Source organism: Porphyromonas sp. oral taxon 279 str. F0450, from assembly GCF_000292995.1.
GTDB classification, from domain to species: domain Bacteria; phylum Bacteroidota; class Bacteroidia; order Bacteroidales; family Porphyromonadaceae; genus Porphyromonas; species Porphyromonas pasteri.
Genome location: NZ_ALKJ01000019.1, coordinates 81,781 through 100,939, shown reverse-complemented (window position 1 = coordinate 100,939; position 19,159 = coordinate 81,781). Strand labels below are relative to the sequence as shown.

Genomic DNA, 19,159 nt, shown 5'->3' with positions numbered 1-19,159 from the left:
CCTATTGACGTATGATTAGTTATCGGCGACGGTTATCTATTCCTCGGTAGCATCCTCAGCTTCGATCTCGACATCGTCCCAATCGAACTCCAGGTCGCCATCTTCGTCATCCCATTCTTCTTCGAAGTCTTCGTCTTCTTCATCAAAGCTGGGGAGGTCATCATCATCATCAAAGGTGAGGCTCGTGACGTCGATAGACTGCTGGATGATAGACTCGGTGCGGTGCTTTGTCTCACGATTAAGCTCCTGCCACAGGAGGTCCTTCAGCTCGGTGAGTCCTTGGTGAGCAGCCGCGGAGATGAAGCAGATAGGAAGCTCTGCGGGTAGCTCCTTGTGTAGCTCATCAACGATCCAGCCCTGGATCTCCTCATCGATCAAGTCACACTTGGTGATGCAGAGGACCTTGCGCTTCTCCGTGAGCTCAGCATTGTACTTGACCAGCTCACTGAGGAGGAGACGATACTCGGCGGCGATATTCTCCGTATCGGCTGGGATCATGAAGAGGAGCAGAGCGTTGCGCTCAATATGGCGAAGGAAGCGTAAGCCTAAGCCACGCCCTTCTGCAGCGCCCTCGATGATACCAGGGATATCCGCCATGACAAAGGAGCGGTCATCACGATAGCGCACCATGCCGAGGTTGGGTTCCAGCGTCGTGAAGGGATAGTTCGCGATCTTGGGCTTAGCAGCGGTGATGACGGAGAGGAGCGTAGACTTCCCTGCATTAGGAAGGCCAACGAGGCCGACATCGGCGAGCATCTTGAGCTGGAGGATTACGGTGCGCTCCTGAGCAGGCTCACCAGGCTGGGCATAGCGCGGAGCTTGGTTGGTCGGTGTCTTGAAGAAGGTATTCCCCTTACCGCCACGACCGCCCTTGACGAGAAGCTCCTGCTGCCCGTGGCGGTTGAGGTCCATGATGAATTCCCCTGTGAGGGCATCGTAGACGGCGGTACCTACGGGTACCTCGATGATTTGGTCAACCCCATCACAGCCCGTGGAGCGGTTTCTCCCACCACCGCCCCCGCTTGTTGCGATGACGTGGCGCTGATAGCGCAGGTGGAGGAGGGTCCAGTAGTTCTCATTGGCGCGGATATAAATGTCACCACCACGACCGCCATCCCCACCGTCAGGGCCGCCCTTGGGGATGTACTTCTCTCTACGGAAGTGCGTAGAGCCTCGGCCGCCCTTACCTGAGCGACAGTAGATCTTGACGTAGTCTACAAAGTTTGATTCTGCCATAGTGGCTCTCGTCTTCTATCATTAATGTGGTACAAAAATAAGGAAAGGCACGTGTCTGAAGTCTGGTCAGCCGATTCACCCGTGGGTGAGAAGCGCCACGCTCCAGGCACTATGCCTTGTCCTCCAACCAATGAGGCTGGGCTACATGCTGGTGGTCTTGTCCTTAGCTTAGGGCGTTGACGACCTTAGCGATGCGTGCCGTGATATCAGCGATAGCGCCGCTACCTTCGATGGCGTGGTGCACTCCCTTCTTAGCGTAGTGCTCAGCGATAGGAGCCGTCTGAGCATGATAGACACCGAGACGCTTCTGGATGGTCTCGAGGTTGTCATCGCTACGGCCGCTCTCTTCACCGCGCTTCAGCAGGCGCTGGATGAGTTCGTCTTCGGCGACCTGAAGATCCAGGACAGCATGTACAGCAGTCCCGTGCTTGGCGTAGAGCGCATCCAGCGCTTCGGCCTGAGCTACAGTGCGGGGGAACCCGTCGAGGATAAGCCCCTTCTTGGGCTGGCGCTCCTGGAGTACCTTCTCGATCATGCCGATGATCAGGCTGTCGGGGACAAGCTGACCGGCGTCGATATAGCTCTTGGCAGACTTCCCCAGCTCACTACCCTGCTTGATCTCTGCGCGCAGGAGGTCGCCGGTGGAAATGTGATCGAACCCGAACTGTTCGATAAGGACTTCACTCTGTGTTCCCTTGCCAGAGCCTGGTGCTCCGAAGATCACTAAATTAAGCATCGTTGTCTCTAAAGTATGATTAGTCTTTTAGTTGATAAATATCTCTGAACATGCGACCGTAGTCATCGTAGTCGAGCCCATGACCAAGGATGAACTTATTCTCGATCTCCATCGCTACGTAATCCGTGCGGACGTCACACTTCAAGGCCTCGGGCTTGGAGAGCATCGCAGCGATGTGGACTTCCTTAGCGCCCAGGCTATAGAAGTGCTTCTGTAGATTGTACATAGTGAAGCCCGTGTCGATGAGGTCCTCGACGATGACGACGACACGCCCCTCGAGGGACTGCGTCACAGGCATCACTTCCTTGAGCTCAAAGGTACTCTTGGTCCCCTGGTAGCTGCTATAGCGAGCAAAGGCAACCTCGAAGTCTTCGTCTATAGCGTACATGAGCTCGGAGGCAAACATGAATGAGCCATTCATGATGCAGACAAAGAGCGGGTCACGATCTTTAAAGTCAGCTTTCAGGCGTTCCCCGAGCTTCTTGACTGCCTGGCCTATGGTCTTGGCATCAATATAGGGCACGAAGGTCAGCCCCTTGAGTACTATTTCTCTCATTGAAGGATGTTACTTAACTCTACGGTTTGCTTATTAAGAAGCTACAAAGTTAGCATTATTATATCAGACGTAACGCACGCACACCGATGCAGAGGCCCTCATATAGGCAAAGCGAGCCAAGCGATTATGCATCGACTTAGCCCGCTCTACCTATATTATATAGCATCTCCATCCTTATAAGTCGACAGGAAGTGCCAGCTACCACTGCGACAGGTGCCGCTCAATAAGACGCTCTACATAGAAGAAGGCCTTGACATCCTGAAGCGCTATGATGCGATCTTCATCCCCACCATTGAGGGAATGCAAGGAGATCGTCTCCTGCTTCCGATCATGCTTGGTGAGCCGTCTAAGCAGGATACCCTCCTCTGTGACTACCACCACATTCGGATAGCGACCAATCAGACCGTGCGTCCAATCTTCGCGGAAGACCTCACGACAAAGCAGGATATCACCGATACAGAGCGAGTCGCGTGTACCATCCGTCATACTATCGTCACGCACACAGAATAGCTGATAGCAAGGCGAGGCCTCCCGATCAAGGAATACGGGCATTGATGCGTAAGCTGCATATACATCCTCTAAATCCTGCGTATCGTCCCTCTCATAGAGAATACCTCTCCCCATACCAGCCTCCAGCGTAGTAGGGATAACAGGAAGCTGTAGAAGAGTGTGCGATCCCAAGGCACTCGGCTCCTCTTCACAGGCTTCTCTCAACTCCCTCTCAGAAACACTTGACTCAGGATCACTTAATAGAGTCCTCTCACCACGGAGTAGATAATCCTCACTGAAGGGATACCCAGAAGCATGGTTGATTCGAGTAATCATAGATTTCGTTGTATATCTATCATCACCACTCAATAACCTTGATACATTAGCCTCAGTAGCACCAATGAGCTTCGCAAGATCTTTTTGTTTATGCACAAGAGCCTTACTTCACAGGTAGTTAAAAAGTTCTTGGAAGCGTTCGGCAACAGCAGGATTGCAGCCTATCTTAGATTTCATAATAAGGAGGGAGAGAATGAAAATCAGCGGGCTATCCGCCCTACGAAAGAGCTTCGAACCCGCTGTATTTTACTAACTTATACCGTGTGGTCCCACTTGGGCTTGAACCAAGGACTCCCTGATTATGAGTCAGGTGCTCTAACCGACTGAGCTATAGGACCAGTGAGAGAAAACTCTCATCTTACTCGGCTGAGTACTATGTACTTTTGCCCCGCAAAGGTAGAGATAATCGCCCTATTAGCCAAATCAAACCGCCCAAGAGATGCGTATTTACAGCGCCCTTTACCATCCTCGATAGCGCAGGGAGAGGGCGAAGAGTGTCTTCGTCGGGCGCACATCACGCTGCTGATGCTCATGCTGTACACGCCCCTCGATCTGCCAATGCGAACTCAGACGATAGCGCACCCGTCCTCCGAGCACAGCCCCCTTGCCATATAATAGAGTCGCACCATACTCACCTCGTAGCATCGGCATCAGCGTATAGAGCCGGCTATCCCAGCTGGAAGCATCGAAGGCATCTGCTAAAAGGTCCAGCTGTAGCCGTTCGGAAGGAGTCCATCGCAAGCGTCCCTGCACAGCCCAGCCCGAAGACGCGGCTCCACGGGCATAGAGGAGGGCTAGGCGAGGTTGCCAAGCGCCGAGATCATACGCCCCCTCAAGCTTGAAGCGATGACTATCCTTTCGTCCCCGATAGTGTAGCCTCAGACTTGCCTCACGCTCGATCTGGAGGCTGGTCATCAGGCCATAGCTCACAGCCGAACGAGCCACATTTTCTCCCGACCTCTGCGAGTAGGCTCGGTAGGCATCAAGATAAAGGAGGGTCGATCCTAAGCTACTGAAGGGAGTAAACTGTAGCTGTAGGCGACCACCATCCTCACTATGCGGACGGAGTGCATGCGTGCCCGCCCGCCCATAATAGGTCCAGTAATGCGCCCCGATATGCCAAAGGGAGAGTCGAAGATCCGCCCAACGTCCTTGGAGATAAGAGAGATGCTGGATGAATGCCCAAGCTGAACGAGAGGTATAGGCCGCCTCTCCACTAAGACGCAGGTGCCCTCGGAGTGCCAGATAGCGGTAGGAGAAGCTCCAGGCAGCATAGCTCTGCAAGCCTTCCAGCGTCGCATCACCTTGGCTCCCTGGTGGGTGTCTTAGTCGATCTCCTTGCCAATCTTGATATACACCCTGTAGTGATAGCTCAAGATCGGGTACACGATATTCGATCCATCCGCCATAGAGCCGGGTCAAGGCTTGCCGACGTGCCGCCCAAGCCACCTCTGTCGTATGCAGTCCCGTCTCCGAGAGCGCAGTAAGAAAGCCCTCGTCAGAGCGGTGTGCGTCTATACGACGATGAGAGGCGAAGAGTCCCAAGCGGTAGCTTCCCACACGAAGCATACCAGCTGCCCCGCGGGAGAAGTCGCTCTCAGTCATACTCCGCACAGGACGCACTCCCGTACCCTGGCGTGGGGTCAGTGAGAGGAAGATCAGCGGGAAAGCTCCTTGCGAGAGGATCAACCCACTACCACGTGCCACGCGGTAGTCACCCAAGACAAGGGTCAGCGTGCGATGCTCCAGTTGGGCATGCAGGCTATAGGCGTCAAATCCTCGGTGCGCCCCCCGTCGCCAAGGCTCGCCATAGTCCTTCTCCCCCGCGATGAAGAGACTCAGGCTATGGGGCGTAGCATAGCTATAGCTTAGCCGTAATGCATCCTCCGAGCCGAGAAGTGGCTTCTTCGAAGCAAAGTCGGTGCTACTACGCTTACCATAAAAGATACGAGCCTCGTGGGTGGCTTCTAACGTATTTCCCAGCAAGGGACGCTCCTCTACTATGGGGCGACAGACCATGACGGGGCGTAGCAGGGCGATGAGCGAGAGGCTCCAGCCTGGCACCAGCTTCAGCTCTGAGAGTTCATGAAAAGCCTGATGATCGGTGCGATAGCGGACGAACTGATAGATCTGATAGTCCGAGAGCATCGGGAATCGACGTAGCTCCTCCTCTCGGACGGAATTAATGTCCAGTGGGGCTCGCCTCAGCTCGTCATAGAGAGCTGCCGCTTCGTGCGCCTCTTCTTCGGTAAGCAAGCCCACCTGCAGCTGACTCTCGATAAAAGCTTCCCAGCCCCCATCCGAGCGGAGGCTATCCGTAGGCGTCTGAGCTTGGAGTGAGCTGAGTAGTGCACTTAACCCCAAGAGGAGTAGGGCTACACTACTCCTTATAAAGGGGGTGATGACATGAGGATTCATTGCGCTCATGGTGGTGATATTAGGGTGCTTGTGTGGGGCACTCTTCTTGTAAAGGTACTGAAAGTGTAGCACAGTCCTCTTGAGGCAAGAGAAACGAATAGTCGTTTGCCCCCGAAACCAGTAGTCGTTTACAAATAGGCTTCTATTGCATCATCTAAGAACCGCTATACAATAGAGTAGCATACAGTAAGAGTAGCTTCAAGAAGGTACGAGTAATGAAGAGATAGGCTTGCTCAATGGTCCCACATATAGGTATATGGGTGCGTGGGTAGAGCTATATAGGATGGCGAAGGAAGCTATATAGCTCTGTGAAGTGACCTCTATTAGGTTGTTGCTCTGCGTAGGGATAAAAGTTGTGGACGAGTGGCAGAAAAGGTTGGGCTACGTGCGTGGCTCTAATATCTACGTACGTGGATATTTGGATTTGCGTGCCTAGTCTTTAAATCTACGTGCATAGACAGAGGAAAACCACTACGTGAAGGCGCTTTTTTCTTCACGAGAACGATGCTTTTCCCTCCGCTGGATAAGAGGAATACTCGCGATAAGGCGTAGGGCTTGTGTATCTCTTCGGAGAGGCATATCAGGGAACTAGCGCACGATGCCTTGGCACTCTAAATAGAAGGCAGGACTCGCGGCAATAGTCTCCACAGGGCAATCTTATCGAAGGATCCGCTTGGCACTGGTAGATACGACCTCAATACAGCTCCAATATTTCCATAGATTTAGACAGGATAGATCCGCACCTTTTCTGGATCACAAGCACACTTTATATAAAAATGTGTAATTTTGCAGGCCTTTTGAACTAAGGTAATTCCACACAAGCATATTATAAATACAGACAATGAAGAAACTCTTTATCGCCTTTTCGCTCCTCGCCCTCTCCGTGGGACAGGTAGCAGCACAGACGGACTCGATCCCCACTGAAGCTCCCGAAGTACCAGCTCCAGCACCAGCTTGGAAGTTCTCTGGTGTATCGGGCCTTAACCTTGCTCAGACATCACTCACCAACTGGGCTGCAGGTGGTGAGAACTCCGTAGCTTGGAACCTCTACCTCAATGCTTCGGCTAACTACAAGAAGGGAGACTGGAGCTGGGACAATGCCCTGATCACGGACTTCGGTAAGACCTTTACGACCTCCAATAAGTGGCTCAAGAGCGTCGATAAGCTGAACTTCAGCACCAAGGTCGGTCACAACATCTCCAAGCACTGGAGCATCTCTGCTCTCGGAGACTTCCTCACGCAGTTCGCTCGTGGGTACGACTCTGACACGAACCCCAATATCCCAGGGAACAAGGATAAGTACATCTCTACCCTCCTCGCTCCTGGCTATCTGACACTCGCTATCGGTGCTGACTACAAGCCCAACGAAGACTTCTCCCTCCTGCTCTCTCCCATCACGGGGAAGATGACCTTCGTCCTTGACAACCGCCTCTCTGCAGCTGGTGCCTTCGGGGTTAAGCCCGGTAAGAAGACGCTCGCAGAAGTCGGTGCTCTTGCAGTAGCTAACTACAAGCGTAAGCTCGCTGAGAACATCAACCTGGTCACGAAGCTCACGCTCTTCACGCCTTACAACGAGAACTTCGGTAACATCGACGTGAACTGGGATATGATGATCGCTTTCAAGATCAATAAGTTCCTCACCACGACGCTGACCACGAACCTCGTCTACGACGACGATATCAAGACGGTCGATGCTGCTGGCAACCAGCGCGGTGCCAAGGTCCAGTTCCGTGAAGTACTCGGCCTCGGTCTTGCCTACAGCTTCTAAGGTAGAGCCTACAACATCCTATATAGCCAAGGGCTACCCCATATCACCAGTATATGGAGTAGCCCTTGCTATATCTATGTGCCCGAGTACAGACTAATTATCAATGGATGAACGAAAAGCCAGATATATTTGTTTTCTTTGCGAATGAAAGATAAAGCAGGATACTTTCTCTATGGAAGCAGGGTGAAAATGATGATTACCCTTCATCCTGCCCGATAGATCATCACACATATCACCACATAGTAGCATTATGATCGGAACGGAAATCAAGGAGTTTGGCCAAGTCATCAACAATGACAAGCTCATGGTCGTACACGTCAACCTTCCCCAAGGCAAGAAGATCGCACCACACGATCACCAGGGACAGGACATTTTCTTCAGCGTCGTCAAGGGCCAAGTCAAGGCAACCCTCAACAATAGCGAAGAGCATACGCTAAGCCCAGGCACCCTGCTGCACTTCGACGGTGAAGCCTTCATCGGCATCGAAGCCCTCGTCGACAGCGAATTCTTCGTCTACCTCATCAACCTCTAAGCTTCCCTCCCCGTATGGAGAATATGCGCAATAATCTGCCCGAGATCGATATGGAGAAGCTCCAGATCGTACTTGATACCAAGGAGCGATACCTCGACGGCAAGCTCACGCTCGACGAAGCGCGAGCCATACTCCGTGAGCGCGTCAAGACACTGCGTCCCTATGAGATCGCCTTGGCAGAGCAGGAGCTGAAGACCTTCGACGAAGACGAATGTCGCAAGGAAGATATCCAGCAGATGATGGAGCTCTTCCAAGATGTACTTGACCGCAGCCGTCCCGACCTCCCCGAGGACCATCCCATCATGTGCTATCTGCGTGAGAATGATGAGATGCGCCGTCTGCTGAAGCAGGTCGAAGAGCTTGCCCAGTACCCTGTCATCAAAAATCAGTGGCTCGAGCTATATGATGAGCTACATAAGTTCCGCCTTCACCTCTCGCGCAAGCAGAATCAGCTCTATTCAATCCTCGAGCGTAAGGGCTTCGACCGCCCTACCACGACGATGTGGCTCCTCGACGACTTCATCCGCGATGAGATCCGTGATGCCCGCCGTCTCCTCGAGGAGGATAAGGACGATGAGTTCATCGCTATGCAGCCCACCGTAGTAGCTGACGTACTCGACCTGATGCAGAAGGAAGAGACAGTACTCTACCCCACTTCGCTGGCGATGATCCGCCCTGCAGAGTTTGAGGAGATGAAGTCAGGTGACCGTGAGATTGGCTTCGCATGGATACGTGTCGGCAAAGAAGCTCCTAAGGCTGATACTCCGAAGGAAGCCGTACCCGCTACAGCTGCTGCAGGCTTTGCCAACGAACTTGCGAGCCTCCTCGGTAAGTATGGCTTCGGCGGGGGGAGCACACCTGGTGCGCTTCTCGAAGTCGCCACGGGTCAGATGACCCTTGAGCAGATCAACCTCGTCTACAAGCATATGCCCGTAGACTTCTCCTATGTCGATGAGAACGAGATCGTCCGCTTCTACACTGACACCGATCACCGCGTCTTCCCTCGTAGTAAGAACGTCATTGGTCGAGATGTCAAGAACTGCCACCCACGTACCAGCGTACACCTTGTCGAAGAGATCATCGAGAAGTTCCGCCGTGGCGAGCAGAATGAAGTGGACTTCTGGATCAACAAGCCTGGACTCTTCATCTATATCTACTACGTCGCCGTACGTGATGAAGAAGGGCGCTTCCGTGGCGTCCTCGAGATGATGCAGGACTGCACACGCATCCGCAGTCTCGAAGGCTCACGTACGCTCCTCTCATGGGACAAGAGCAACAAGGCTGCCTCCAAGCATGGGGATGACAAGCCCGCAGAAGCTACGCCTACGGCTCCCGCCCCTGCAGTAGAGGAAGAGAGCGAATATGTATCCTGCTCCTGCATGAAGGGAAGCAGTCACGCTCCTGCAGCACCCGAGGTAGTACCAGATACCGAAGAGAAGGTAGCAAGCTGTGGCTGCTCGGGTCATAGTGCTGAGGCAGAGATCACAGCCTCTACCCGTCTCAAGGATCTCCTTGAGCATCATCCTTGGCTGAAGGGTGCTCTTGCCGAGATCAACCCAGCCTTCAAGATGCTCTCCTCCCCCTTGGCACGCATCATGATCCCTAAGGCAACGGTCGGCATGATGAGTGAGCGTAGTGGCATGGATCTGCAGAGCCTCATTGATGCCATCAAGAAGCGTATCGCTGAGCATAAGTAGCACGCCTACATTTCCCAACTAGATAAAATGACACGCCCCATGAGCAGCTCTGCTCATGGGGCGTGTCGCTTAGTTTCTGTTATCTCCAGCGAGTCTTAGAACTCGTACCCGAGGGTAATGTAGCTGGTGACATAGCGAGGGGTCTTGAGGCTCACGTAGTAAGGTGCACCCAGGCTCTTCTTTGTGATGCCCGTAAGGCTTGCATCGATACCGCCACGAAGATAAACGCGGTTGTACTGATACATAAGGTTAGCACCTACACCGAACTCAAAGCGCTTGAAGGCATTCTCCTTATAAAGATCCTTATCGATGTTCTCGCCCGAAAGCTTGGCCGACAGACCGTAAGCAAAGTAAGGACCAGCATTAAGGAAGATACGGTGCTTCTCAGCAATTGTAGCCAGACGGAAGGAGAGATCCAGCGGGAGCTGGAGTGAGTAGGTCTGGATGGTAGAAAGCTTCTTCTGATTCAGGCCATCATCAAGGATTGTTCCCTGCTTCTCACCACGACCTACTACGTAGAGCCCTGGAGTGAAGGAGAAGATCGTGTTGTCGAAAGGCATCACGAGACTCCCCCCAGCACGGAAGCTAGTGAGATACTTACCCGTGTCACCATTGTGGTGGACACCGAGGGCTGAGATACGCGAGATCGCAAGACCTGCTTCAGCACGATAGTGGAGCTGACCCAGCTCCTGGGCGGAGAGAGCCATACCAGTTGCGAGGGCGAGGCCGGCGCCGAGGAGGAGATTCTTAAAGAGTTTCATTGTTGTCTGTACTTATAGTTGGGATATTCTATAGACTATTAATAAAGGAAGCCGAAGAGCCAGACGGGGATCGTCTTCTCTCGGGAGAGGTCACCACGCTCAAGGACATAGTAGCGGTCACTACGATAGCGACCCGCAAGCTCCTCCTCGATCTGGAGGGGATAGTGCCCATCAACCTCAAAGAGAGCTAGTGAGGAGCGTGAAGAGATACGCGCCTGATGCCCCTTGCTCAGCTGATTGAAGACAAAGGTACGCAGGAGTTCTGAGCGATCGCAAGCCTCTTGACCCAAGACGTGATAGAGGTTAGGATTACCCAGATAGACGATGGCAGGCTTACCCATCTCGGTATCTTCTGCTCGGTAGATCGGTCGTGCGACACGTGCATCAGAGAGATAGCGCAGGTAGTTCACGATCGTACTTCTTGAGGTCTCGATCTCGAGAGCCAGCTGGGAGATATTGAGCATCTGCAGGGGAGGACGCTGCGCCAAGATATAGATCAGCTTACGGAGCTTGTGCAGGAGGCGCTGCTCGAGTTGCTTAATGAAGAGGAGGTCAACCTCAAGCGTCATATTCAGCGTCTTCAGCAGGTTCTCCGAGTACAGTCGCGGCTCCAAGTGGAAGGGATAGTAGCCATACTCAAGGTAACGATCCATCCATAGTCCCGGATTAACCGAGGAGAAGATGTCTCCTACGACCTCACTCGTATGCTCCATAATATCATGAAGCTCCAGTGTAGGGAGGGTAATCCCGTTATCCAGCTGAATGAATTCACGCAGAGAGAATCCCGCCAGATGATAGATCGAAGCGATGGATGCCAACTCAGGGTCTTCCTCCTCGAGGTTCATTATAGCAGAGGCTGTGAAGACAATATGTAGTTCGGGATACCGATGATAGCATTCCTTGAACTCCTCCATCCAGCTCGGATACTTGAAGACTTGATCAAGTAAAAGCCGACGACCGCCTTGTCTGATGAAGTCACCAACAAAGTCCACCAGGCGGATGGTAGTGAAGCTGAACTGATTGAGATTGATGTAGAGGCACTCAGGACTATCGGGTGCATAGTGACGACGGGCATAGTCAAGGAGGAAGGTTGTCTTCCCCACACCACGGGAGCCACGGATACCGATGATCCGATCCTCCCAATTGATCTCATTCATTAGAGCCCGCTGTAGCGTGGGCTTGCCTTGCCTTAGTAGCGCACTATGCGTGCGGTGCAGATAATCCACTGATCTTATTCCTTCTCTCAATATGGTTTCAGAGAGAGGCCTGTGTATACACCACTCAAGCTCTCCCCTGATGAATACATATAGTATGCGGGCAAAATTACTTTAAAATAACTAAACATCTTATTGTCTATCTTTTCTGGCAGGGGATAATACCAAACTCTCCACGCAACTTAGCCTTCCCGTAAGGATATGTAAGCATTGCTGATCTAAGGGGAAGCGGTAGCGGCGAGTGGTGTTGAGTAAGAGTCACTCAGCCATCAGTCAGCACTAGCCGTATAGATAGAGAGCAAATCTATTGGAAAGTAAAACGAGGCATACTCCTAAGGAGAGATAGGATGATAGAGATGTAGGACCTCATCATCAAAAAAACTAAGGGCATACTGAGACAACATCTACCAGCACGACACAAAATTCTTTGATGAATTCGTAAATAACTACAGATCTGCACACGAATAATTATAGGTTTCGGACTCAAATGACTGTTCGTATCGCGTACGAACAACTATTCGTTCATACACGGAATAGCTACTAGTTTGCGGGCCAACGACTATTACTTTGACACTATCCGCCTACAGCTTCAGTCCCCAGGTAGCTAAGCAGTTCTCTTTTGATAATACTCAAAAGGAAGAATATGATTAAGAAGCTATATTAAGCATTAACCACTCACACCTTGAAAGTTACCGGGAAGAGAGGGAAAGCACAATATCTAAAGCTATTTATTGTTACCTTTGACATAAAGAACAAGCCTACACCTATAAAACTTCTAATAGGCACAGCAAAACCATGCTACACACCACCACCATCATAGCCCACCGCACAGAAGGGGGAGAAGAACAATCTTTATATGATCACGTAGAAGGTGTTGCTCTTCAGATCCGCCGTAATCTGACTGAAGCTGGGCTGAAGCAACTCATCCCTATAGGTGACCTCCTCGGCAGATTGCATGATGTGGGGAAGGCTCAGTCTGCCTTCCAGAGCTACATCCGTGGAGAGACTACAGCCAAAGCTCCACATAGTGCGGCGGGAGCACTTCTAGCTACCAGTCTGATTTACGAGCTCTCTAAGGAGCTTCAGCTCAAGAAGCTACCCCGTACCTCCCAGCTCCTAGCCTATGCCATCAGCGGACATCACCGAGGACTATATGACTATGCAGAGCTACGGAATAAACTTGAGGAAGTAGACTGCAAAGATCGCTGTAAGAAGACAGCGGAAGCCCTCACTAAGCTTAGGTCTGAAATCCAGTGCTGGGCCAAAGAGCATGCAGAGGCAACAGAGACTTCACTCAAAGAACTTGCTAAGCAAGTAGGTGCGACAGAGCAAGCTCAAGCCTTGATCCGACTGCTCTTCTCATGCCTCGTGGATGCAGACTTCCTCGATACTGAAGCCTTCATGGACGAAGAGCGAAAAGGGCGTCGTCATGAAGCTACCTGCAGATATGCCCCACTCGAGACCTTGAGGGATCGGCTGACGAAGCACATGGAGGGCTTCTCGACAGAGGGCAAGATCAACGAGGCTCGTAGAGCCTTCCTCAACCAATGTCGTGCACATGGACAGTCCTGCCCGAAGGGCTATTACTCGCTCTTCCTCCCCACAGGGGGCGGGAAGACGCTCTCCTCAATGGCTTGGGCACTGGAGACAGCTCTGAATCACAAAGCTCAGCGCATCATCTACGTCATCCCCTATACCTCAATCATCACCCAGACCGCGGGGATCTTCCGAGAGATCTTCGGGGAAGAGAATGTGCTGGAGCATCATTCCGATATCTCCTTCTCTGGGGATGAAGCCTCCCAAGAGGCAGAGCGCTACGAGCGCACCCGCCTACTAGCAGAGAACTGGGACGCTCCTATCATCGTGACGACGAACGTACAGTTCTTCGAGAGCCTCTTCTCTCACAAGGTATCCCGAAGCAGAAAGGTGCACAGCATAGCGAACTCTGTTGTGGTCTTCGACGAGGTACAGATGTTCCCGACCGAATTCCTCCATCCGATGCTTCGCCTCCTTGAGGATCTAAGGCGGATCTACGGGACACAGCTCCTCTTCTGCTCGGCTACACTTCCTCCCTTCGACAAGGAGCATACTAGCTACTTCAAGAAAGTAAATGACTTCCATCAGCTCAGCGATGCTATTCACCCAATCGTCCCCGAAGATCCCGAGCTCTTCAAGGTATTCGACCGAGTCATCTACCACCTTGAGGAGAAGGAATACACGACGAAGGAGCTGGCCGAAGAGCTAGCTCAGCACGACTCTGCCCTCTGTATTGTCAATTCCCGCCGAGAAGCCTCACAGCTCTACCATGCACTGCTGGAGGAGGGGAAGGAGGCTCAAGATGTCATCCACCTGTCTCGCAATATGTGCTCGGCTCATCTGAAGGAGCGCATCGCAGAGATACGTCAGCGCCTGAAGGCGGGCACCCCTACGATCGTCATCAGCACTCAGCTGATAGAGGCGGGGGTGGATATAGACCTCCCCATCGTCTACCGTGCCATGAGTGGCCTTGACTCCATCGTCCAAGCAGGTGGGCGCTGTAATAGAGAAGGGAAGCGCCCAGCTCCTGGTGAAGTCTATGTCTTCTCCCTAAGTGATGGCGGTAAAGCCTTCGGTGCTATAGCCCAAGGGCAGAATGCTACACGCTTCCTACTCGACAACGACAAGGAACATACCCGACCCAGCATACCTCTGGAGCTCATCAAAGTATACTACGACCGCTACTATGCCTCTATCGAGAGCTTTGACACCAAGGATATCGCCGAGAGCCTCTATGATGAGGACGAGGCTAAGCGCTGGCGATTCGACTTCCAGCAAGCCTCTGAAGACTTCCAACTCATAGACAATGTAGATCGTGACCTCTTCGTCCCCTACGGCAGAGGGAAGGAGCTCATAGAGGGGCTTCAGAAGCATACCCTCTACCTCAACCACAGGACGCTAAGGGAACTCCAGCAGTACCATGTATCAATCTCTAAGTGGAGATATGAGGAGCTCAAGGAAGCTCGCCTTCTCTCCGAGATCATTGTCGATAGGGAAACTGGGAAGAGCATCCTAGTTCTAGAGCCCCAAGGCTATGATGAAGCTCTCGGGGTCTGCACTACAAATCCCCTCCTCAACGAGCCTCTCTTCGGCTAAACGAACAAGCAACAAATACAATCAGCAACTATGGATAAGACAAACCCTAAACTCTATTGCTTAGAGATACGTGGTGACTTTGCCTGCTTCACACGACCCGAACTCAAGGTCGAGCGTGTCAGCTACGATGTCATCACTCCCTCAGCAGCACGCAACATCTTCCAGTGTATCTTCTGGAAGCCAGCCATCCAATGGCACATCCGTAGGATCGAGGTACTCAAGCCCATCCGACGTACCTCCATCCGTCGCAATGAGGTAGGATCTACGATGAGTCCCAAGGCTACAAAACCCCTCTTCATCGAAGAGAATCGTCAGCAGCGCACAGCCTATATCCTTCGTGATGTAGCCTACCGCATCTATGCTGAGATGGAGTTCATCCCCTTGGAGAAGCGTACCAAGAAACAGAAAGAGGAGTGCAAGGATCCTAAGGCGGAGACACCCGAGAAGTATGATGCGATCTTCTTAGAGCGAGCTACCAAGGGGCAGTGCTTCACACAGCCCTATCTAGGTTGTCGTGAGTTCACCTGTTCCTTTGAGTACATTCCACGAGGTCAGAAGCAAGACTTACCCATCGACGAATCTCGAGATCTAGGGATCATGCTCTTCGACATGGACTTTGAGAAGAATCTCCAGTGTCCTCCTCCTCTCTTCTTCCATGCCCAAATGGAGCATGGTGTGATCGATGTTCCCCACAAATCAAGCAAGGAGATACTCAGATGATACTCAAAGCACTCTACGACTACTACCAAGCGATGGCGGAGTTGAAGAAAGACGAGGTCGCCCAATTTGGCATGGATTGGGTGACTATCTCTTTCGTTATCATTATCAATGAGGATGGTACATTCAAAGACATTGAATCAACTAAGCTAGAAGGCTTATTACCCACAGATAAGACACGTACAGCTGCAGTTGTCCCATATATATTATGGGATAAAGCATCCTATGTCTTAGGGCTATCAGACAAGGAAGGAGGTCGAGTAAAACAAGAACTTGATTCCTTTCGAAAAGAAATCCAAAAGATACACAAGGAGAATCCTGAGAATATCGGATTTAGAGCTATACATCTATTCTATGAAAAGGAGCAGTACTTAGTGGCTCAGAAGGATGAAGCCCTGCAAAAAGCAAAAGGAGGCTGGATAGCATTCCGCCTAAGTACTACATCAGATCCTCACCAACTCATAGGCAGTGATGAAGATGCTCGACAATACAGAATCTCTGATGAGAGTAACAGAGTTAACATAGATACCTGCTGCATGATTACAGGGAAGCGAGAGAGCATTGCAAAGACCCATAAAGGGATCAAAATCAGCAGAGACAATCCACCTCTCATTAGTTTCCAAATCAATGCTGGGTACGATTCTTATGGAAAAGAACAAGGAGCTAACGCCCCTATCTCAGAAAGAGCCTCTGATGCTATAGCGAAAGGGCTCAATATACTTCTTGAATGGGGGAGAAACACAAATTATAAGATCGGAGATACCACTTTCGTCTTCTGGAGTACCCTGCAGAAAGATGACCTTCTCTCTGCTTACAAAGAAGCAACTTTCACAGGATTGCCCTCTGACAGTGATTTTGATGATGAGGAAAAGGAAGCCTCACCATTACCCAACAAGTCTAACGAGAAGCTTGATCCAGAGAAAAATGTTCGGGTGCTGAAACGAGCCCTAGAAGTAGTACGAGGATATCAATCTCATATAGATAAGGAGCATCCTGACCGCTTCTACATTTTAGGGCTTACACCGAACAAAAGTCGCCTCAGTGTGAAGCTCTGGATGGAGGGCACAGTCCGCGAAATAGTAGGTAATACGCTGCAGCACCTCGAGGACATGAATATCGTCAACCGAGATGGACTTGGAGATGAGTGTAATCCATCACTACGATCACTCAAATCCATATTCAAAGCAATTCTCCCGATTCCTACGAATAAGAAAGAGTCCGACATTAACTATCCTCCACACATCGTACAAGGCTTGCTCGAAAGCATTGTCAAGGGACTCCCCTACCCCATTGCCCTGCAGAATGCTTGCCTCGAGCGTATTCAGCATGAGCGATCAAGGAAAGATGCAAAGGGAAGGAGGATCTCTCCTATAACGGAGACGAGAGTAGCCCTACTCAAGGCTTGCTTCAATCGAAAGCACCGAAAGAATCACAACATAAAGAAACTAACTATGGCACTAGACCTAACCAACAACGCTCCAGCTTACCTCGCTGGACGACTCTTCTTCATCTTAGAGGACATCCAGAAGCAAGCCATTGGCTACGAAATTAATTCCAGTATAGCAGATCGCTACTTCAGCCGAGCTGCAAGCGATCCTAAAGTCGTCTTTGGTGAGCTCCTAGTAAAAGCAAACTACCACCTACGCAAGCTAGAAAGGAGCAATGGAAGGTCTCACTTTGCTCGGAAGGAGATAGAAGCTATTCTCGGATTACTTCCACAAGAAATCATCTCACCAGAGGATACCCAAGGACAAGCAAAACAAGGGCTTGATGACGAGAGCCTATTTGCCGTAGGTTACTACCATCAAGGAGCAGAATACCGCAGACGTAGAGCCGAGAACAGAGAAAAGAAAGAAGCTGAAAATGAGTAGTATCTCAAAAGTACTAGACTCCAAGTTATACTACCCATAAATAGCAATCAATCAACTATAAGACATAAGAATCATGGAAAAAGAAGCTATTAAGAACAGGTATGACTTCGTCTACCTCTTCGATGTGCAAGATGGTAACCCTAACGGAGATCCAGATGGAGATAATGCACCTCGTACAGACTACGAGACAGGGCAAGGGCTCGTCACCGATGTCTGCCTCAAGCGCAAGGTTCGTAACTATGTGCAGATCAAGATGGGCGAAGACCAGCTCAATCAGATCTTCGTGAAAGAGGGAGCAGTCCTTAACAACGAGATTAAAAAGGCTTATAAGGCTCTAGATCTTAAACCTAAAGAGAAGGGGAAGGAGTCTGATAATAAGGACAAAGCACGCCTGTATATGTGCGAGCACTACTACGACATCCGCACCTTCGGAGCCGTGATGAGCACTGGTGACAATGCTGGTCAGGTACGAGGTGCCGTCCAGCTGACATTTGCTCGCTCCATAGACCCAGTGGTGACTTCCGAGCATACGGTCACCCGCATGGCCGTCACCGATGAGAAGGATAAGGAAAAGGAGCGCACCATGGGTCGCAAGGCTACCGTACCCTACGGGCTCTATCGTGCTCACGGGTTCATCTCTGCGGCGCTGGCTCGTGAGACGACATTCAGCGAAGACGATCTAGACCTGCTGTGGGAAGCGCTGAAGAACATGTTCGACCTCGACCGCTCTGCCGCCCGTGGGCTCATGGCTGCCCGTCGACTCATCGTCTTCAAGCACAAAGATGACCTAGGCAATGCTCCTGCCCACAAGCTTTTTGAGCTGGTGAAGGTAGAGGCTAAGGACCCCAGCCGTCCTACCCGCTCCTTCAGCGACTACAAGATCACTGTCGACAAGAGCAAGCTCCCCGAGGAAGTTGAGCTCCTCGACCTCATCTAACGCACCATGTACACCGAGGAAGAGATGCTCCCCCTCTCAGGCATCCAGCACTATGCTTTCTGCCCGAGACAGTGGTACCTCATCCACGTGGAGCAACTCTGGGAGGAAAATCACCTAACGGCCGAAGGGCATCTACTCCATGAGAAGGTGCATCAGCCCGAGGAGAGTGGTCGGCGAGGCGATGTCATCACCCTTCGCTCCGTCCCCTTAGCCTCCCCCTCACTTGGCCTCTATGGATACTCCGATGCTGTGGAGCTACACCCAGCATCGGAGTCCCAAGGGGCTCACTTCCATCATCCCAAGTACCCAGGAGACTGGGAGGCTATACCGATTGAGTATAAGCGAGGACGACCCAAGCGAACGAATGCTGACAAGCTACAACTCTGCGCCGAAGCTATCTGCCTCGAGGAAGCCTATGGCATACACATCCCCCGAGGATACCTCTTCTATGGCGAGACGAAGCATCGCGAGGAAGTCGCCTTCGACACCGAGCTTCGCACCGAGACTCTACAGATGGCTGTCGAGATGCACCGCTTATACAAAGGCAGAGAGAGCATTCCTCCACGCTACGCTGCATGCTGTCGCTCCTGCTCCCTACAGGATCTCTGTATGCCTCAGATGAATCAAGGAGAGCGAGCTTCGGATTACCTCAGTCGCTATCACCTCCTTGACTAGCCCCTAAGCTAAGGTCATCAGCAGCACGCATCACGAAGCACCCATCAGCCTCTAGAGGGCATAACTTCAGCCAACCCAAGGCAC

At 51.6% G+C, this 19,159-nt stretch carries 15 protein-coding genes and 1 tRNA gene; 8 read left to right on the top strand and 8 right to left on the bottom strand.

Going from position 1 to position 19,159, the window contains the following annotated elements; translation table 11 throughout:
* Positions 1-36: 36 nt before the first annotated feature.
* From obgE to HMPREF1323_RS04315, 6 genes are all read right to left on the bottom strand, one after another.
* A complete protein-coding gene (gene obgE / locus HMPREF1323_RS04340; RefSeq protein WP_009433061.1) occupies positions 37-1,236 on the bottom strand; it encodes a GTPase ObgE in 1,200 nt (399 codons plus the stop codon).
* Positions 1,237-1,399: 163 nt separating this feature from the next.
* A complete protein-coding gene (locus HMPREF1323_RS04335; protein ID WP_044124031.1) occupies positions 1,400-1,972 on the bottom strand; it encodes an adenylate kinase in 573 nt (190 codons plus the stop codon).
* 19 nt (positions 1,973-1,991) lie between these two features.
* Positions 1,992-2,528 (bottom strand): phosphoribosyltransferase, encoded by a 537-nt coding sequence (locus HMPREF1323_RS04330; RefSeq protein WP_009433148.1) that lies wholly within the window; start codon positions 2,526-2,528, stop codon positions 1,992-1,994.
* A gap of 198 nt (positions 2,529-2,726) precedes the next feature.
* Positions 2,727-3,080 carry a hypothetical protein gene (locus tag HMPREF1323_RS04325; protein WP_052312354.1) on the bottom strand — a complete coding sequence of 118 codons (354 nt, stop codon included), beginning with the start codon at positions 3,078-3,080 and terminating at the stop codon, positions 2,727-2,729.
* 537 nt (positions 3,081-3,617) lie between these two features.
* Positions 3,618-3,691, bottom strand: a tRNA-Ile gene (locus HMPREF1323_RS04320).
* Positions 3,692-3,812: 121 nt separating this feature from the next.
* Positions 3,813-5,771, bottom strand: a complete 1,959-nt coding sequence (locus HMPREF1323_RS04315; RefSeq protein WP_198004368.1) for a helix-hairpin-helix domain-containing protein — start codon at positions 5,769-5,771, stop codon at positions 3,813-3,815.
* An 841-nt stretch (positions 5,772-6,612) separates the two neighbouring features.
* On the opposite strand from HMPREF1323_RS04315, the gene HMPREF1323_RS04310 reads away from it, so the two are divergent.
* From HMPREF1323_RS04310 to HMPREF1323_RS04300, 3 genes are all read left to right on the top strand, one after another.
* Positions 6,613-7,539, top strand: a complete 927-nt coding sequence (locus HMPREF1323_RS04310; RefSeq protein ID WP_009432941.1) for a DUF3078 domain-containing protein — start codon at positions 6,613-6,615, stop codon at positions 7,537-7,539.
* A gap of 250 nt (positions 7,540-7,789) precedes the next feature.
* Entirely contained in the window at positions 7,790-8,071 is a 282-nt protein-coding gene (locus HMPREF1323_RS04305; protein WP_009751902.1) for a cupin domain-containing protein, read from the top strand.
* Between the two features lie 14 nt (positions 8,072-8,085).
* Entirely contained in the window at positions 8,086-9,768 is a 1,683-nt protein-coding gene (locus tag HMPREF1323_RS04300; RefSeq protein ID WP_009751897.1) for a PAS domain-containing protein, read from the top strand.
* A gap of 95 nt (positions 9,769-9,863) precedes the next feature.
* Here the strand turns inward: HMPREF1323_RS04300 and HMPREF1323_RS04295 are convergent, their stop codons facing one another.
* Together HMPREF1323_RS04295 and HMPREF1323_RS04290 are read right to left on the bottom strand one after the other, a co-directional pair.
* Positions 9,864-10,529, bottom strand: a complete 666-nt coding sequence (locus tag HMPREF1323_RS04295) for an outer membrane beta-barrel protein (protein WP_009433150.1) — start codon at positions 10,527-10,529, stop codon at positions 9,864-9,866.
* 38 nt (positions 10,530-10,567) lie between these two features.
* The gene (locus HMPREF1323_RS04290) at positions 10,568-11,686 is read right to left on the bottom strand and encodes an AAA family ATPase (RefSeq protein WP_044124030.1); all 1,119 of its coding nucleotides are present in this window, start codon (positions 11,684-11,686) and stop codon (positions 10,568-10,570) included.
* Between the two features lie 852 nt (positions 11,687-12,538).
* On the opposite strand from HMPREF1323_RS04290, the gene HMPREF1323_RS04285 reads away from it, so the two are divergent.
* The 5 genes from HMPREF1323_RS04285 to cas4 all read left to right on the top strand — a co-directional run bounded on the left by HMPREF1323_RS04285 (position 12,539) and on the right by cas4 (position 19,075).
* Positions 12,539-14,875 carry a CRISPR-associated helicase/endonuclease Cas3 gene (locus HMPREF1323_RS04285; RefSeq protein WP_009432992.1) on the top strand — a complete coding sequence of 779 codons (2,337 nt, stop codon included), beginning with the start codon at positions 12,539-12,541 and terminating at the stop codon, positions 14,873-14,875.
* 30 nt (positions 14,876-14,905) lie between these two features.
* Positions 14,906-15,595 (top strand): type I-C CRISPR-associated protein Cas5c, encoded by a 690-nt coding sequence (gene cas5c / locus HMPREF1323_RS04280; RefSeq protein WP_009432883.1) that lies wholly within the window; start codon positions 14,906-14,908, stop codon positions 15,593-15,595.
* Positions 15,592-17,463, top strand: a complete 1,872-nt coding sequence (gene cas8c, locus HMPREF1323_RS04275; protein WP_009751916.1) for a type I-C CRISPR-associated protein Cas8c/Csd1 — start codon at positions 15,592-15,594, stop codon at positions 17,461-17,463. The genes cas5c and cas8c overlap by 4 nt, the downstream gene beginning before the upstream one ends.
* A gap of 73 nt (positions 17,464-17,536) precedes the next feature.
* The gene (gene cas7c / locus HMPREF1323_RS04270; RefSeq protein ID WP_009432925.1) at positions 17,537-18,400 is read left to right on the top strand and encodes a type I-C CRISPR-associated protein Cas7/Csd2; all 864 of its coding nucleotides are present in this window, start codon (positions 17,537-17,539) and stop codon (positions 18,398-18,400) included.
* 6 nt (positions 18,401-18,406) lie between these two features.
* Complete coding sequence (gene cas4, locus HMPREF1323_RS04265) at positions 18,407-19,075, top strand: CRISPR-associated protein Cas4 (RefSeq protein WP_009432949.1); 669 nt, start codon at positions 18,407-18,409, stop codon at positions 19,073-19,075.
* Positions 19,076-19,159: the final 84 nt, after the last annotated feature.

Coding starts and splice junctions, on each gene's coding strand:
- obgE (WP_009433061.1), bottom strand. CDS start 1,236: ATGGCAGAATCAAACTTTGTAGACTACGTCAAGATCTACTGTCGCTCA.
- HMPREF1323_RS04335 (WP_044124031.1), bottom strand. CDS start 1,972: ATGCTTAATTTAGTGATCTTCGGAGCACCAGGCTCTGGCAAGGGAACA.
- HMPREF1323_RS04330 (WP_009433148.1), bottom strand. CDS start 2,528: ATGAGAGAAATAGTACTCAAGGGGCTGACCTTCGTGCCCTATATTGAT.
- HMPREF1323_RS04325 (WP_052312354.1), bottom strand. CDS start 3,080: ATGCCCGTATTCCTTGATCGGGAGGCCTCGCCTTGCTATCAGCTATTC.
- HMPREF1323_RS04315 (WP_198004368.1), bottom strand. CDS start 5,771: ATGAATCCTCATGTCATCACCCCCTTTATAAGGAGTAGTGTAGCCCTA.
- HMPREF1323_RS04310 (WP_009432941.1), top strand. CDS start 6,613: ATGAAGAAACTCTTTATCGCCTTTTCGCTCCTCGCCCTCTCCGTGGGA.
- HMPREF1323_RS04305 (WP_009751902.1), top strand. CDS start 7,790: ATGATCGGAACGGAAATCAAGGAGTTTGGCCAAGTCATCAACAATGAC.
- HMPREF1323_RS04300 (WP_009751897.1), top strand. CDS start 8,086: ATGGAGAATATGCGCAATAATCTGCCCGAGATCGATATGGAGAAGCTC.
- HMPREF1323_RS04295 (WP_009433150.1), bottom strand. CDS start 10,529: ATGAAACTCTTTAAGAATCTCCTCCTCGGCGCCGGCCTCGCCCTCGCA.
- HMPREF1323_RS04290 (WP_044124030.1), bottom strand. CDS start 11,686: ATGAATGAGATCAATTGGGAGGATCGGATCATCGGTATCCGTGGCTCC.
- HMPREF1323_RS04285 (WP_009432992.1), top strand. CDS start 12,539: ATGCTACACACCACCACCATCATAGCCCACCGCACAGAAGGGGGAGAA.
- cas5c (WP_009432883.1), top strand. CDS start 14,906: ATGGATAAGACAAACCCTAAACTCTATTGCTTAGAGATACGTGGTGAC.
- cas8c (WP_009751916.1), top strand. CDS start 15,592: ATGATACTCAAAGCACTCTACGACTACTACCAAGCGATGGCGGAGTTG.
- cas7c (WP_009432925.1), top strand. CDS start 17,537: ATGGAAAAAGAAGCTATTAAGAACAGGTATGACTTCGTCTACCTCTTC.
- cas4 (WP_009432949.1), top strand. CDS start 18,407: ATGTACACCGAGGAAGAGATGCTCCCCCTCTCAGGCATCCAGCACTAT.